Annotated in this window: 13 protein-coding genes; 6 read left to right on the forward strand and 7 right to left on the reverse strand. The window is 41.5% G+C overall.

Annotated elements, in window-relative coordinates; genetic code table 11:
• Positions 1 to 282 precede the first annotated feature (282 nt).
• Entirely contained in the window at positions 283 to 1,092 is an 810-nt protein-coding gene (locus tag HLH16_RS07910) for a lysophospholipid acyltransferase family protein (RefSeq protein WP_171528898.1), read from the forward strand.
• Positions 1,093 to 1,129: 37 nt separating this feature from the next.
• Here the strand turns inward: HLH16_RS07910 and HLH16_RS07915 are convergent, their stop codons facing one another.
• Positions 1,130 to 2,764, reverse strand: a complete 1,635-nt coding sequence (locus HLH16_RS07915; RefSeq protein ID WP_171528899.1) for a phospholipase D family protein — start codon at positions 2,762 to 2,764, stop codon at positions 1,130 to 1,132.
• Positions 2,765 to 2,875: 111 nt separating this feature from the next.
• Between HLH16_RS07915 and HLH16_RS07920 the strand changes: the two genes are divergently transcribed.
• Positions 2,876 to 3,886: a metallophosphoesterase gene (locus tag HLH16_RS07920; protein WP_171528900.1), complete on the forward strand. Its 1,011-nt coding sequence runs from the start codon at positions 2,876 to 2,878 to the stop codon at positions 3,884 to 3,886.
• A gap of 75 nt (positions 3,887 to 3,961) precedes the next feature.
• Complete coding sequence (locus HLH16_RS07925; protein ID WP_131290164.1) at positions 3,962 to 4,306, forward strand: hypothetical protein; 345 nt, start codon at positions 3,962 to 3,964, stop codon at positions 4,304 to 4,306.
• 57 nt (positions 4,307 to 4,363) lie between these two features.
• On the opposite strand, the gene HLH16_RS07930 is transcribed toward HLH16_RS07925, so the two are convergent.
• Both HLH16_RS07930 and trhA read right to left on the reverse strand, forming a co-directional pair.
• Positions 4,364 to 5,680, reverse strand: coding sequence for an MFS transporter (locus HLH16_RS07930; RefSeq protein ID WP_171528901.1), 1,317 nt, complete (start codon positions 5,678 to 5,680; stop codon positions 4,364 to 4,366).
• 144 nt (positions 5,681 to 5,824) lie between these two features.
• Positions 5,825 to 6,466: a PAQR family membrane homeostasis protein TrhA gene (gene trhA / locus HLH16_RS07935; protein ID WP_171528902.1), complete on the reverse strand. Its 642-nt coding sequence runs from the start codon at positions 6,464 to 6,466 to the stop codon at positions 5,825 to 5,827.
• 102 nt (positions 6,467 to 6,568) lie between these two features.
• Here trhA and HLH16_RS07940 point away from each other — a divergent pair, with 102 nt between their 5' ends.
• Both HLH16_RS07940 and HLH16_RS07945 read left to right on the forward strand, forming a co-directional pair.
• Entirely contained in the window at positions 6,569 to 7,795 is a 1,227-nt protein-coding gene (locus tag HLH16_RS07940; protein ID WP_171528903.1) for a class I SAM-dependent methyltransferase, read from the forward strand.
• Positions 7,796 to 7,863: 68 nt separating this feature from the next.
• Positions 7,864 to 8,295, forward strand: a complete 432-nt coding sequence (locus HLH16_RS07945) for a GNAT family N-acetyltransferase (protein ID WP_171528929.1) — start codon at positions 7,864 to 7,866, stop codon at positions 8,293 to 8,295.
• A gap of 74 nt (positions 8,296 to 8,369) precedes the next feature.
• Here the strand turns inward: HLH16_RS07945 and HLH16_RS07950 are convergent, their stop codons facing one another.
• From HLH16_RS07950 to HLH16_RS07965, 4 genes are all read right to left on the reverse strand, one after another.
• Complete coding sequence (locus HLH16_RS07950) at positions 8,370 to 8,639, reverse strand: hypothetical protein (RefSeq protein ID WP_171528904.1); 270 nt, start codon at positions 8,637 to 8,639, stop codon at positions 8,370 to 8,372.
• Between the two features lie 295 nt (positions 8,640 to 8,934).
• The gene (locus HLH16_RS07955; RefSeq protein ID WP_171528905.1) at positions 8,935 to 11,070 is read right to left on the reverse strand and encodes a 3-hydroxyacyl-CoA dehydrogenase NAD-binding domain-containing protein; all 2,136 of its coding nucleotides are present in this window, start codon (positions 11,068 to 11,070) and stop codon (positions 8,935 to 8,937) included.
• 11 nt (positions 11,071 to 11,081) lie between these two features.
• Positions 11,082 to 12,287 (reverse strand): acetyl-CoA C-acetyltransferase, encoded by a 1,206-nt coding sequence (locus tag HLH16_RS07960; RefSeq protein ID WP_171528906.1) that lies wholly within the window; start codon positions 12,285 to 12,287, stop codon positions 11,082 to 11,084.
• A gap of 163 nt (positions 12,288 to 12,450) precedes the next feature.
• Positions 12,451 to 13,461 carry an AraC family transcriptional regulator gene (locus HLH16_RS07965; RefSeq protein ID WP_131290218.1) on the reverse strand — a complete coding sequence of 337 codons (1,011 nt, stop codon included), beginning with the start codon at positions 13,459 to 13,461 and terminating at the stop codon, positions 12,451 to 12,453.
• A 243-nt stretch (positions 13,462 to 13,704) separates the two neighbouring features.
• On the opposite strand from HLH16_RS07965, the gene HLH16_RS07970 reads away from it, so the two are divergent.
• On the forward strand, positions 13,705 to 14,823 hold the full coding sequence (locus HLH16_RS07970) for a CaiB/BaiF CoA transferase family protein (protein WP_171528907.1): 1,119 nt from the start codon (positions 13,705 to 13,707) through the stop codon (positions 14,821 to 14,823).
• Positions 14,824 to 14,890: the final 67 nt, after the last annotated feature.

A 14,890-nucleotide genomic window follows, 5' to 3' on the forward strand; every position in this document is an offset into this window, starting at 1 on the left:
AAATAAAGACATTTTGCCTAAATGTAAAAGTTATCATCCTTAGATCAATTTTAAGCTATTGATAAAGTTTATTATTTTAATGAGTGATCCGTTTGCTAACTGATATAGAGCGATTCGTATCATTTATGTTTTAGATCAAAGTAGTGGGTTGATTGGGTTTAATTATTTAATTAAAAAAAAGCAGGATTCGGTTTTTATGATCAATGCAAGATCAAAATGAACAGTATAGAATGGCTGAAAATAAATGATTAAACGCTGTGTCCGGTAATTAGTGATCAATCTATGACTCAATCCTCTGTAACTGAAAGTTCATCGTTAAATAGTATGTCTAAGTTTTTCTTATATAGTAAAAAGTTATTGGCGGTTGTAGCTGCGATTACACAAGGATTTTATCTGGTTTTTCGGCACCGTTTATATAAAGACCCGAATAATCCGTCTAATACGCGTTATGTGCAGCATTTTTGCCGTCAATTATGCGAAGTTTTTAATCTTGAAATTCATGTACATGGCGTGATTCCACGTGAGCCGGCGCTGTGGGTAAGTAATCACATTTCCTGGCTGGATGTCGCCGTTTTGGGTTCTGGTGCTCGGGTGTTTTTTTTGGCCAAAGCGGAAATTGAAAAATGGCCTTTACTCGGTAAACTGGCAAAGGGTGGTGGAACACTGTTTATTCAACGCGGTTCTGGCGATTCGGTTAAAATTAAACAGCAAATTACCGAATTTTTAAAACAAGATATTCCGGTGTTATTTTTTCCTGAAGCGACCACTTCAGATGGTTTAAGAATAAAAAAAATCTATGGACGTATTCTGGCTGCAGCCATAGAAGCCAACCGTCCTGTACAAATATGTCTGATTTGTTATGTTAATCAGGATGGACAACTGGATCTGGTGGCGCCGTTTATTAATGATATAAGCTTTGCAGATCATGTTAAAAAGGTCTTGGAAATGCCTAAAGTGAAAGCGCATTTAATGGCATTACCGGCCATATCGCCTGAAGGGCATACCGTCGAAACATTGACTCAGGACGTTCACACCAAAATGATTGAAGGCTTAGCACAGTTACATCAAATAGCGCTTAAAAGTCCAACGTGAACGGGCAATAAAAATGAATCCCTGACCAAGCGAAGGCTTACATAAAGCCTTCGACTGGCAACCATGAAATGACTTTAACTCCTGCCTTTTGCCACCATTTCATTTTCGGTTCTTTGAGATAGGTTTTGGTGCTGCCATCCTGACGTTTAATTTTCCAGTTGATTTTATTGTTGGCATCTAAAACCAGTTTATAGGCATATTTAGATAAGTTCTGATCCATGGTCTGGTGCACAGCTCTGGCTAAATTCGGGCTATCCAGCAAGACGCCAATTTCCGTGTTCAAATAGGCAGAACGTGGATCAAAATTGAAAGAACCAATAAAGACCTGTTTTTGATCAATCGCCATCAGTTTGGCATGCAGGCTGGAACGGCTTAAACCTTTTAAGCTGACTTTGGCTTTTTCAGCGATTTCCTGGGTATTGGCATTTAAGTTTTCAGTTTCAGGAACCGATAGAAACTCATATAACTCGACATTGTCCTTTAATAAATTCTTTCGATATTTGCCATAAAAAGCATGCACTAAAAATACATCATTGGCTTTAAAAGAGTTGGTGAGTACACGCACCTGAATATTATTTTGAGCCAGCTCACTCAGCATCTTTTCGCCTTTTTTTTCAGGAACGAAATAAGCTGAAATAATATCGACGCTTTGTTCCGGTTTTTCTAAACGATTCAGCAGTTGAAAATTCAGGTGTTGCTCTTTTTTCGCTTTAGACTTGATTTTACTCGGTGAATCACTCACGATTTCCGCTTTGACCCAATCAAATTGGATGCTGCTATTCAGCCATTTTTCAAAGGCATGTGAGCGTGTGGCTAAATCAAGATAGTTCTGAACGGTAATTTTTTGTGAATGTTGCTCGAGTTGCTGTTTTAGACTCTCAAAACGCAATGCATAATGCCGAGGATTGACAATCTGTTTGACTGGAAATGCATAATCATCATTCCAGTATTCATCAAAAGAATGAACAATTTCATCGGATGCAGAGCCGACCAGCATCACATCGACATCAGAAAATTGATAATTGTCGCTGACGTTATAATATTGATTACTCATATTGCGACCACCAATTAAAGCAATCTGGTTGTCTGCAATAAAGCTTTTGTTATGCATGCGACGGTTGATACGTTTTAAATCCAGCACCATGTCCATGGCACGGTAATGTCTAAAACGGTAAGGATTATACAGTCTGACATCAATATTTTTATGCTGATCAAGTGCCAGATAAATGCCTTCCATCTTTTTGGCATTGTTGTCATCCATCAACAAACGGACTTTTACCCCACGGTCTGCTGCTTTAATGATGGAATGCAGAGCCAGTGAGCCAATTTTATCGTTGTCCCAGATGTAATATTGTAAGTCTAGAGTTTTTTCTGCTTTATCAATAAGATGTATACGTGCTGCTAAAGCTTCCAGCGGATCGTATAAAACATGATAACCAGTAAGATTGGGGTTTTGTTCTCTTAACGGTAAAATAATTTGCGCCAATGAGGTTTGTTTGGTTTCAGTATCAAACGCATATTCAATCGGTTGCGGTATTTGCTTGGGCAGGGTGGTACAGGCGGGAATCCCTACAATCAGGCTACAACTCAACAATACTGCAGTTTTATAGGTAGAAGAGCGGCGCAATTTACGAGTATCGAGTTGAGTTGTGGGATGGGAAGATTGCGCCATAAGTTATAAACAATACCAAAATTGGGTTTGAGTATAATTGCCAGCTGTGAAAAGATAAATATCAGAATAGATGAATGATGTCATATCTTCGTTATCGTTAGAGAAATTATTATGTGGGATACAGACTCGGTCGTTGTTTATTTTTATAGCATTTTTTGTGTGCTTGGAGTTTGGGGTGTTGCACAAGCATGGTTGAGTCAAACGCGTACGGAAACCATTCACCCGTTTAAAGCCTTTGTGCATTTACTGGCATTTTACTTATCTTATTTACTGTTTCCTTTATTTTTCTTTAGCCTTTATGCCGGCTGGAGTGGCTATTACTCCATTCACGAATCTATTTTCATCTTCCTGCTGAGTAGCGTACTGATTTATGCACGCTTTATTGAACCGCAGCATATCATGGTTAAAACCCGACAATATCAGTTGAATCCTGAACAAAAAATACAGCGTCCGGTTAAACTGGCATTGATTGCCGATTTACATATTGGTCTATTTTCCGGCCATGAGCGTCAACTGAAAATTATTGTTGATAAAATTAATCAGCAGAATCCGGATCTGGTCGTTGTTGCAGGGGATTGGACTTATGAACCTGAAAACAAACTGACAGATGAACTGGCCATTTTACAAAACATCAATGCTCCGGTTTATTCAGTCAATGGCAATCATGATGAACAGTACCCGGGACCACCGATTCAAAACCTGTTGCGGCATGCGTTAAAAGTCAACAACGTGATTGATATTGAAGGGCAGATGGTGGAATTTGACGAATTTCGCTTGTTGGGGGTCGGTGATTTGTGGGCAGGAAAAACTGATATGCGTTATATGCCTGACTTGCCTCAAGATAAACCATGGGTGATTTTGTCGCATAATCCTGACACCGTGGATATGGTACCACAATTGCCAACACGTCCTTTAATGCTGTCTGGACATACGCATGGCGGGCAGGTTGAATTGCCTTGGCTGACCAATTACATCATGAAAAAAGTGTCTATACTGGGACATAAAAAAGGTTTATATCAGCATGAACATGCCGATGTATTTGTCACGGTTGGAACAGGAATGGTCGGTGTACCGTTTCGTTTTCGGGTACCCCCAACGATTGATATCATTGAGCTGGTTTAAAGCTTGAAGAACAATTTTTGACATACTCTAAAGCAAGATTGATTTATAACAATGAGAACAAAACAGGAGAAGAGTATGTCTTTTGCAGACGAGGTGGGGCAGTTTTTTGCTTTAACAGATATTCAATCGGCACAGCTTGAAGCGGGTTTGGTTGCTTTAGAACAGGCTTTTCAGCAAGCCGAAAGTGATGTAGTCAATACACCCGCATTTGCCGGCAGGTTTTATCAAAAGTTTCAGCAACTGGTCACGGCATTTGGTATTGATGAAAATAATGTGGAAGCTTTTCTGGATCATTTATATGGAACAGAAAGATACCGTCAACTGGTGACTTACATTGTTCCGAGTTATTACAATGCCGGTGGCGATCGACAGGTATTTGAAGAGCTCTATCAAGAAATGTTAAGTGATGAACAGATTTGAAAAAACAATATAAAAAAACCAGCGTTATGACGCTGGTTTTTTTATTATTTGATGAAATTAAACCTGATTGTTTACATCATCATTTTTGGTTTCACGAATGAGCAAGAATGCACAAAGTGACAAGATAGATGCCGCAGTTAAATAATAACCTACAGCATATAAACCATAAGTGGTCGCAAGCTTGGTTGCAATTAATGGTGCAAAAGAGGCGCCAAAAATACCTGCAAGGTTAAAGGTTAATGCTGAACCGGTATAACGAACTGAAGTCGGGAAGATTTCAGAAAGTACCGTACCGATTGGACCATAGGTTAAACCCATGATCGCTAAACCAATACACAGGAATAAAAACACCACGAGCGTGCTTCCAGATTCCAGCATATCGGCAAAGAAAAGACCGAAAATGGCAGATACAATACACACCGCAATAGAGGTGGTTTTACGACCAAACTTCTCCGCAAACACGGCAGAAAGTGGAATAAAGGCAGCAAAACACAAGGTCGCAACCAGCTGTAATTGTAAGAATTGTTCACGGCTATAGCCGAGCTGTTTGGTACCCCATTGCAATGCAAACACTGTAGTCAGGTAGAACACCACGAAAGTACAGATTGCCGCAATCGTGCCTAAAATCAGCATACGCCAATGTTTAGTGGTCACTTCTTTAAATGGAATATTAACTTCTTTTTGCTTGTCCAATACTTTTTGGAACGCTGGTGTTTCATGGAGTTTTAAACGAATCCATAAACCCATAATTACCAGTAAAGCACTTGAAATAAACGGAATGCGCCAGCCCCATTGCATAAAGTCTGCTTCAGACATGAATGCACCGAGGGTCAGGAACGAACCTGTAGCCAGGATAAAGCCAATTGGTGCACCCAGTTGCGGGAACATACCGTACCAGGCACGTTTGCCTTCTGGAGCATTTTCCGTTGCGAGCAGAACCGCACCAGACCATTCACCACCTAAACCTAAACCTTGACCTAAACGGCAAAGCGCAAGCAATAAGGGTGCTGCAATACCGATCTGAGTATATGTAGGTAATAAACCGATACATACGGTTGAAAGACCCATGGTGAGTAGGGCCGCAACCAATGTGGCTTTTCGACCAATTCGGTCACCCAGATGCCCAAACAGTGCCGCGCCAATCGGGCGGGCAATAAAGGCAATCGCAAAAGTTGCCAGCGATTGAATGGTTGCTGTCATTGGATCGGTACTGGCCGGGAAGAACAAGTACGGAAAAATAATGACTGCCGCAGTGGCATAAATATAAAAATCGAAGAATTCGATTGTGGTACCAACAAGACTCGCAGTCAGTACGCGGAATTTTGAATTTGTAGCTACTTCTGTACTAGCAGCAATAGAATCTGAAGACGCCATGAGAAACCTTACACTTACTAAAAATAAAAAAACTTAGTTTTAAAAGCGTAATCTTTTTAAAAAAGGCGTAATTTCTTAAAAAAATACGAAATACCGACTCATGTCTACGGATTTAGGGTTGCTAAAAAATGTAGAAATAGAAGGTTATATCACGTAAAGACAGATCGCCAAGAAATGTGATCCAGCGCCAATCAATACAAATACATGCCAGATAGCATGCGTATATCTTACTCTTTTTAATGCATAAAACAACGCACCAATGGTATAAGCCAGTCCGCCAATGATAAGATAGGTCAATGCTTGATCGCTTAAAAAGCGTTGCATATCATCCATTACCAGTAATGCAAGCCAGCCCATAGCCAGATAGGCGATGAGTGAAATTTTCTGGAAACGATGAATGAAAACTAACTTGAATAGTGTACCAATTCCAGCAATCACCCAAAGCGCAATTAACAGGTATTGTGCTTTTGCCGTTGGAAGCGCGATAGACAAGAAGGGCGTATAGGTTCCAGCAATCAGATAATAAATGGCAGTGTGATCCAGTTTTTTGTACCAGCCGCGACGCTGTGGTGATTCGGCATAGTGATATAAGCTTGAAGCGGCAAAAAGTAAAATCAGGCTCAGGGCATAGACACATAAGCCAATAAACTGCCCTAGCGGTAAATAACTGCCTTTAATCAGCATGAAAATACTGGCAATGGCTGCTAAAACTGCGCCAAGTGCATGACTAATCGCATTTATTTTTTCTTCTTGTGGATCATAGGTCTGCAAGTTAGATGTATTCATCGCTTATTTTCTATAATTAAAAATACACTTGTATAGTAATGAAGTTTTACCTTTAAAGTAAGAAGTTTTACACTGATAACTTAATTTACTCGAGTGATCTGTATGTCTCAATTGGCTTCTCCTTTTATTCAGGAACAACAATTCTTAGATGCTTTTCAGCAAGCCATTGAAACACAAAGTTTTGATCGAATGATTCTTAGCCAGTATAAAGGCGAACTTGAAAACCTGGAGAAAATGACCTTGCGAGTCATTTCACTGCAAGGACAGTCGGTTTTGAGTTGTTTGTATCGTTATAAGACTCAAGATGTCACCAAAAACTATCCTTTGGCGGAAGCCAGCCAGCTCGTTCAAGATTTATTGGCACACTGTAAACAAGCCAATCTGTTTACGGCTGAAGAAGAGCTGCAACTTAAAAAGAACAAGAAAAAAGCCATGCTGACGGTGAGTAAAAAAAAATCTGCATCAAAGGTTCAAAATATAGAAACTCAACAAGGGCATGACCGCACCAAACATCGCTATGTCGATCAAGACAGTTATTTTTTACAGCCCTTAGGCATTACTGACGCGAAAGCGCAAATTATTCCAAGCATGGCACGTAAATGGAAACAGATTAATAAATTTGTAGAAATTTTCTCGGGTGCTTTAGATCAAATTACACAGCAAGATCATGCTTTGCGTGTGGTCGATTTTGGTTCAGGTAAAGGTTATCTCACTTTTGCCTTATACGATTATCTGGAAAAACAGGGTCAAACGCCATTTGTTACTGGTGTTGAGCTGAATCCGAAAATGGTAGAGTTTTGCCAAAATGTAGCGACAGCATCTAATTTTAAGCAATTGGACTTTTTTCAGGGTGATGTACGCACTTATCAACCTGAACACCTGGATGTGATGATCGCTTTGCATGCCTGTGATGTGGCGACTGACTTTGCCATTCACACAGGTATTCGTTTAAATGCACAAATGATTATGTGCGCGCCGTGTTGTCATAAAGAATTGCGTCCACAGCTCAAAAGTCCGGAAGTGCTGAAGCCGATGTTGCAATTTGGCATTCATTTAGGTCAACAGGCGGAAATGCTGACCGATACCATTCGTGCTTTATTACTTAAAGCTTATGGCTATGAAACCAAAGTATTTGAGTTTGTAGCACTCGAACATACCAGTAAAAACAAAATGATTTTGGCGACCAAACGTAAAGATTATCAACAACCCGATCAGGCGGTATTGGCTCAGATTCAAGCTTTAAAACAGATGTATGGCATTCAGAAACATTCGCTTGAATTGTTGCTGAATAATCAGTGGGATCAGCAAGATATTGGCTGTAAGTGCTAATTTAAAACTAATTTAAAATGTATGAAGCAGTCGTAAGGCTGCTTTTATGTTTAGGAAGATGATTTTTGATGACCCCATTTACGATACGCACAGGCAGTTGGGATGAATTGCAAAATGATGCCAAACTGATTCGTGAGCAGGTGTTTATTCAGGAACAGCAGATTACGGCTGCAGATGAATGGGATGAGGAAGATGCGGTTTCATTGCATTTTGTGGTTTACGATCAAGATCAGCCAATTGCGACAGCGCGATTATTACAAAATAATAGCGTCGGGCGTGTGGCGGTGCTGAAATCACATCGCGGTCTAGGCATTGGGAAATTACTGATGCAACAGATTATTCAGCAAGCTAAACATGAACAGCGTGAATTTTTAAAGTTGTCTTCACAAGTGCATGCCATGCAGTTTTATGCAGCTTTGGGTTTTAACGTTGAAGGTGAGCAATATCTGGACTGTGCTATTCCGCATATTGATATGCGATTGCTATTCAGGAGTGCTTAGCTATTAAAATCTTTAGTTTAGAAGAAATAAAAAAACCACTCAAAGTGGCTTTTTTATTTTCATGAATTTTGGCATCAATGACCAGCCCCATGCTCAGCTGATTTTTCAGCTTCTGCCATTGCAGCATGTTCTGCTTCAGTCATATTCATTTCAGCGGCAGTCGGTTCTGATGCAGCAGACGTCGCAGCTTGTTGTGCCTGCTTTTGTTTTTGGCTCGGCATGTAATCAGGTTCATTGCTTATTGCAAGATAGAAAAATCCCATGAAAAAAGCACCTAAAATACAAGCAATAATCAGGGCTTTCCAACCCCAAGGGGATTTTTCAGGAGAAGAATGGTCAGTCATAGAAAACACCAAAATGGATAAAAATAAATCAGAATCTGTGTAACTTTATAACACAAAATCGAAGCAAAGCCGACTCATAACTGACTAAACCATTCATTTAAATAAGGGATTAAAAATTAATTTTAACAGATGGAGCTTTGTTTAAGTGAGGTCGAAGTTTGTATCGAGGTTGTGCACGAAAGCTTAAAAGATGGGTACATATTTTTAATGATTTAAAAGAAGTCTTAACTTAAATGCATTAACGTCCTTATCTTCAATAAAAAAAGGGCGTTAATGCTTTATAGCTTAAGTCATGTTATGAAATTTTCTCGCCAGTGTGCACTTTATCTTTCAGCAATTGTGGCGCTTTAAAACGCTCGCCGTATTTAGCTTCAAGTGTATTGGCACGGATCAAGGCTTTTTCCAGACCATATTGGTTCAGATACTGTATGGCTCCACCTGTCCATGGGGCAAAACCAATTCCAAAGATCGAGCCGACATTGGCATCCACAACCGACTCCAACACACCTTCTTCATAGCAGTGCAAAGTATCCAGTGCTTGAACAAACAGAAAACGGTCAATCATTTCCTGTTCGGAAATATCAACCTCTTTTTTCCAGTGGCTTAAACCCGTCCATAAATGTTTTTTACCACTTTCAGGATATTCATAGAAACCTGCACCCGCAGCTTTACCTTTACGGTTAAATTGATGAATCATCGTTTCAATCACATCATCTGCAGCGGAACGTGGCAAGTCTTTGCCTTCTGCTTGCAGGGCTTTACGCGTCTCATTCGCGACATGTTCAGAAAGTGTTAAAGACACTTCATCTTGAATGGCAAGGGGGCCAACAGGCATACCAGCTTTGAGCGCTGCCATTTCAATCTTGGCAGGATGAACCCCTTCAGCAAGCAAGCGCAAACCTTCTTGGACAAAAGTTCCAAATACACGACTGGTAAAGAATCCACGACTGTCATTCACCACAATCGGGGTTTTTCCAATCTGTTGTACAAAATCAAAAGCCTTGGCCAAAGTTTCAGCTGAAGTATTTTTCCCTTTGATGATTTCCACCAGTTGCATTTTATCGACCGGGCTAAAGAAATGCAGGCCAATGAAATGGCTCTCATCCTTAGAAGCTTTAGCGAGTCCTGTAATTGGCAGGGTAGATGTATTCGATGCCATCACGCCAGCAGTTACCAAATAACTTTCCGCTTCTTGGGTGACTTTAGCTTTCAGTTCTGGATTTTCAAACACGGCTTCAATGATCAGGTCACAGCCTTGTAAATCTTCTGCAGTAGCTGTAGTGGTAATAAGTCCTAAAACTTGATCGCGTTTTTCAGCCGTTAAACGACCTTGAGAGACTTTTTTATCCAGCAGCTTTTGGCTGTAGGCTTTGCCTTTTTCAGCCGCCTCTATAGATACATCTTTTAGAACAACTTGTATGCCTTTGGATGCTGTGGCATAAGCAATCCCTGCACCCATCATCCCGGCGCCTAAAATACCGACTTTAGTGGCTTTCCATTTGGCAATGTCTTTCGGACGGTTGGCACCTGATTTAATAGCATTCAAACCATGCCAGAATGTACCAATCATATTTTTAGAAATTTGGCCGGTCGCAAGGTAGGTGAAGTAACGTGATTCAATGGTCAGTGCGGTATCGACATCCACCTGTGCACCTTCAACAGCTGCGGCCATAATCGCTTCAGGAGCAGGGTAACAACCTTTGGTTTTGTCACGCAGCATCGCAGGCGCAATCCCAAGCATTTGAGCGACAGCCGGCGTTGAAGGCGAGCCACCTGGAATTTTGTAGCCTTTTACATCAAACGGTTGTTGCGAAATTGGATTGGCTTTGACCCAGGCAATGGCTTTGTCTAAAAGTTCTTGTTCTGTTTCTACAATATCGTGAATCAAGCCTAAAGACTTGGCTTTCTCTACCCCCAACTGTTTGCCTTCCATCAACAGTGGAAATGCATTTTGCAAACCAAGCAGCCGTACAGTACGCACGATTCCGCCACCGCCCGGCAATAATCCTAAAGTCACTTCAGGTAAACCGAACTTGGCTTTTGGGTCGTTCAGTGTAATACGATGGTGACAACACAAAGCCAGTTCCCAGCCACCACCGAGCGCCGTGCCATTGAGTGCGGCAACTACAGGAATACCACGGGTTTCGATATAGCGCAGTTTGGCTTTCATCTCTTCAACCATGTTGAAGAATGCGGTGGCATGATCCGGCTCTGCCTCAATTAGCTCATCCAGGTCACCCCCGGCAAAAAAGGTTTTTTTCGCGGAACGGAAAATAATCCCTGAAATTTCTGCATCTGCCTGTAGCTTGGCAACAGTGTCTTCCAGTGCAGCACGGAAATCTGCATTCATGGTGTTGGCAGACTGGTTGGGAGAATCTAGTGTGAGTATGACAATGTCATCGGCATTTTTTTCAAATTGAATTGCGCTCATTGTTGTTCTCCTTATACCAATTCAATAATCGTTGCGATGCCCATACCACCACCGACACATAAAGTGGCTAAACCGCGTTTTTTGCCCTGACGTTCCAGTTCATCCAGCAGGGTGCCTAAAATCATCGCACCAGTTGCACCCAGTGGATGTCCCATTGCAATAGCACCACCGTTGACATTGACTTTAGCCGGGTCAACATTGAGTTCGGTAATAAAGCGCATCACCACTGCCGCAAAGGCTTCATTGACTTCAAACAGGTCAATGTCATCAATCGTTAGACCGGCTTTTTCCAAGGCTTTACGCGCTGCAGGAACAGGGCCGGTCAACATGATAGTTGGATCAGAGCCAACCAATGCCGTTGCTAAAACTTTGGCACGTGGTTTTAAACTTTGTTCTTTCACCGCTTTTTCTGAAGCAATCAAAACTAGCGCAGCACCATCGACAATGCCGGATGAATTTCCTGCATGATGGATATGATTGACTTGACCGACTTCAGGATATTTTTGCAGGGCGATGGCATCAAAACCCATTTGTCCCATCATGGCAAAACTGGGATTAAGTTTGGCTAAACTTGCAACCGTAGTCGTAGGCTTAATAAACTCATCTTGAGCTAAAATCGTCACGCCTGCTTTGTCTTTAACCGGCACAATCGATTTGTTGAAATAGCCATTGGCTTGTGCTGCAGCAGCTTTTTTTTGTGAATTTTCAGCAAAAGTATCGACATCTGAACGCGTATAACTATCGATGGTTGCAATCAGGTCTGCACCAATGCCTTGCGGAATAAAGTCACAGGCCATATTGGTTTCTGGATCAAGCGCCCACGGACCGCCATCTGAACCCATCGGCACACGCGACATGGATTCCACACCACCGGCAACCACGATATCTTCCCATCCCGAACGGATTTTCATGGCCGCCATATTCACGGCTTCAAGTCCGGAGGCACAGAAACGGTTGATCTGCACACCCGCCACATCATTATCCCAACCTGCAGCAATGGCAGCCGTTTTGGCAATATCAGCACCTTGATCACCAATCGGGGTGACACAGCCCAGTACAATGTCATCGACTTTTGAGGTGTCGAGTTGGTGACGATCTTTCAGTTCATTGAGTAAGGTGGTGAGTAGGGTGATCGGTTTCACTTGATGCAGTGAACCATCTTTTTTTCCTTTTCCGCGTGGTGTGCGAATGGCATCAATGATGTAGGCCTCGCTCATAGCTGTTCCTTTGTTATGGCTTTTAAATTGTTATAGTTTTTGAGTTTAATGATTAATTTTTGAAGTGCAATGATGAGAACGGATCAGATCAAATGAGGTTTTTTGCCAATAAAAAAAGCCCAGACCTGAGTCTGGGCGGAGAAACTGCAATCCATCTAAAAGATTAATGATAACCGTGTAATTGGCGATACAGTCCCGGTGTTACTCCAGTCCATTTCTTGAAGGCGCGGTGGAAAGTACTGGTTTCACTGAAACCGACTTGTTGCGCCACATCTTCTAAGGTTAAACCCGGGTTGAGTAAAAGGTGAATGGCCGCATCACGACGTAATGCATCTTTAACCCCTTGATAGCTTTTACCTTCAGCAGCCAAACGACGACGCAAGGTTTGCGGAGACAAGTACAGCATAGATGCTACATCATTCAAGGTTGGCATTTCTTCACCAATTTGGCTCTTGAGCACATCACGAATACGTGAAGTTAAAGAGTTGGTGTTTTTGAATTTAACCAGTAATTGAGCCGGTGCCGCTTTTAAGAATTCTTCCAGATTGTCTTCAGTTTGACGGATTGGTAAATCCAGATAATCGGCTGCAAAGGTAATTTCAGTACGTGGCGTATCAAACTGCATCACCGGTGCAAAGAATAGTGCGTCATATTCATCGGCATGGGCAGGACGTGGATAACCGAAATGTACGCGTTCCAATGGAATACGGCGTTCAATCAACCATGATGCCAAACCGTGCCAAATCATCAGCATACTTTCAGTAATGAAATGGTCGGGGTCCATGCTTTGGGGAACATGAGGAACCAGACGTGCTTCGTGTTTATCACGTTCTATAGTCACTGACCATTCATCACCAAACAGTTTATAGAATTGTGCAGAAAGATCTAAAGCGTCTCCTAGCGTTTTCGCGTGAATAATCAACTGACACATAATGGCAAAAGTGCCCAAGCGACGTGGCTGTAAATCAAAGCCCATATGTTCGTCTTGGGTCACCATCCACAACATTTTAATAAAGCGGGTGTATTGCTCAGGAGAGATACGTGCTTTAGGTTGACGTAATAAATCGGGTTCAATGCCTACATGTGACAATAAAGTTTCGACGTCCATATCTAGACGTTTTACGCCTGTTAAAGCCGCATTCACGAAGTGAATACTAATCGTATCGCGACTTATATTAAACTCTTCAGTTTCTTTATCTTTTATATTCACTTGTAGTTGACCTAATTTTACATTCACTTGTAGTTGACCTAAATGACACTAAAAAATGTTTGGGTGGCAATTTACAATAGGTGTTTTGCCTTATTTACATCTTAAATTGCCGAAATGATCAAGGTAAATGGCTGAACATGACATTGTTTTGTTGCATTTATATTTCTAACATGAGTGAAAAACCAACATAAAGTGAGTAAAAATAACATGGAAGCTGCTTTAAAAGGATTAAAAGTTATCGATTTTTCCACGCTTTTGCCTGGACCATTCGCCACATTATATTTGGCTGACTTGGGGGCAGAAGTGATTCATGTGGAATCGCCAACACGTCCGGATTTAATACGTTTATTGCCACCTTATGCACATGGACAAGCGACTGCGCATAGCTATTTGAATCGAAATAAGCAATCCATAGCCCTGGATTTAAAAGATCCTGGAAATATTGCTGCCATTAAGCAGAGAATTTCTGAATTTGACATTGTGATTGAGCAGTTTAGACCCGGGGTCATGCAACGGCTGGGTCTGGACTATCAAGCCCTTGCTGAAATTAACCCGCGACTGATTTATTGTTCCATTACCGGTTATGGACAAACCGGACTTTATAAAGATAAAGCCGGTCATGACATCAATTATCTCGCACTTTCCGGAATTGCAGGACATAGCGGTCGACAAGACAGTGGTCCACCCCCGATGGGCATTCAAATTGCAGATGTAGCGGGTGGTTCTTTACATGCAGTGATTGGAATTCTATCTGCGGTGATTGAGCGTCAACGTAGTGGAAAAGGGCAATATATTGATATTTCGATGACCGATTGTGTGGTGACATTAAATAATATGGCAGCAGCAGCAGTACTGGCTGGAAAAACCAGACAATATGCTGAAAAAGAACATTTAAATGGCGGAACTTTCTATGATTATTACCAGACCTTAGACGGTCGTTATTTATCTGTGGGAAGTCTGGAGCCTCAATTTATGTCTGGCTTAGCCACCATTTTAGAGCTTCCTGTGCTTTTGGAAAAAGGCGCTTCTTTTGATGAGTCAGATCGGCAATTGGTCAAGCAAGCCATTCAAGATAAAATAAAATCCAAGGCTTTTGTTGAGTGGCAGGTGATTTTCGCAGAACAGGACGTTTGCGTTGAACCTGTACTGTATTTGGATGAAGCACTTGATTCGGAACTTGCCCAACAAAGACAATGGACAGTCGAGGTGCCTCTGGATACAAATTCAGAACAGACACAACAACAGTTAAGCTGTCCAATCAAGTTCTCCCGATCAAAAAATGTCTATAATTTCGCTGGACAGCGACTCGGAGAAGGGAAATGGTGATTTTTTCTATTCCTTATTGAGGGTTTAAAAAAGAACGGGATGTGCGGTCAATTGTGCAGAAAAAATT

This window comes from Acinetobacter sp. ANC 5378 (genome assembly GCF_013004315.1).
Classification (GTDB): domain Bacteria; phylum Pseudomonadota; class Gammaproteobacteria; order Pseudomonadales; family Moraxellaceae; genus Acinetobacter.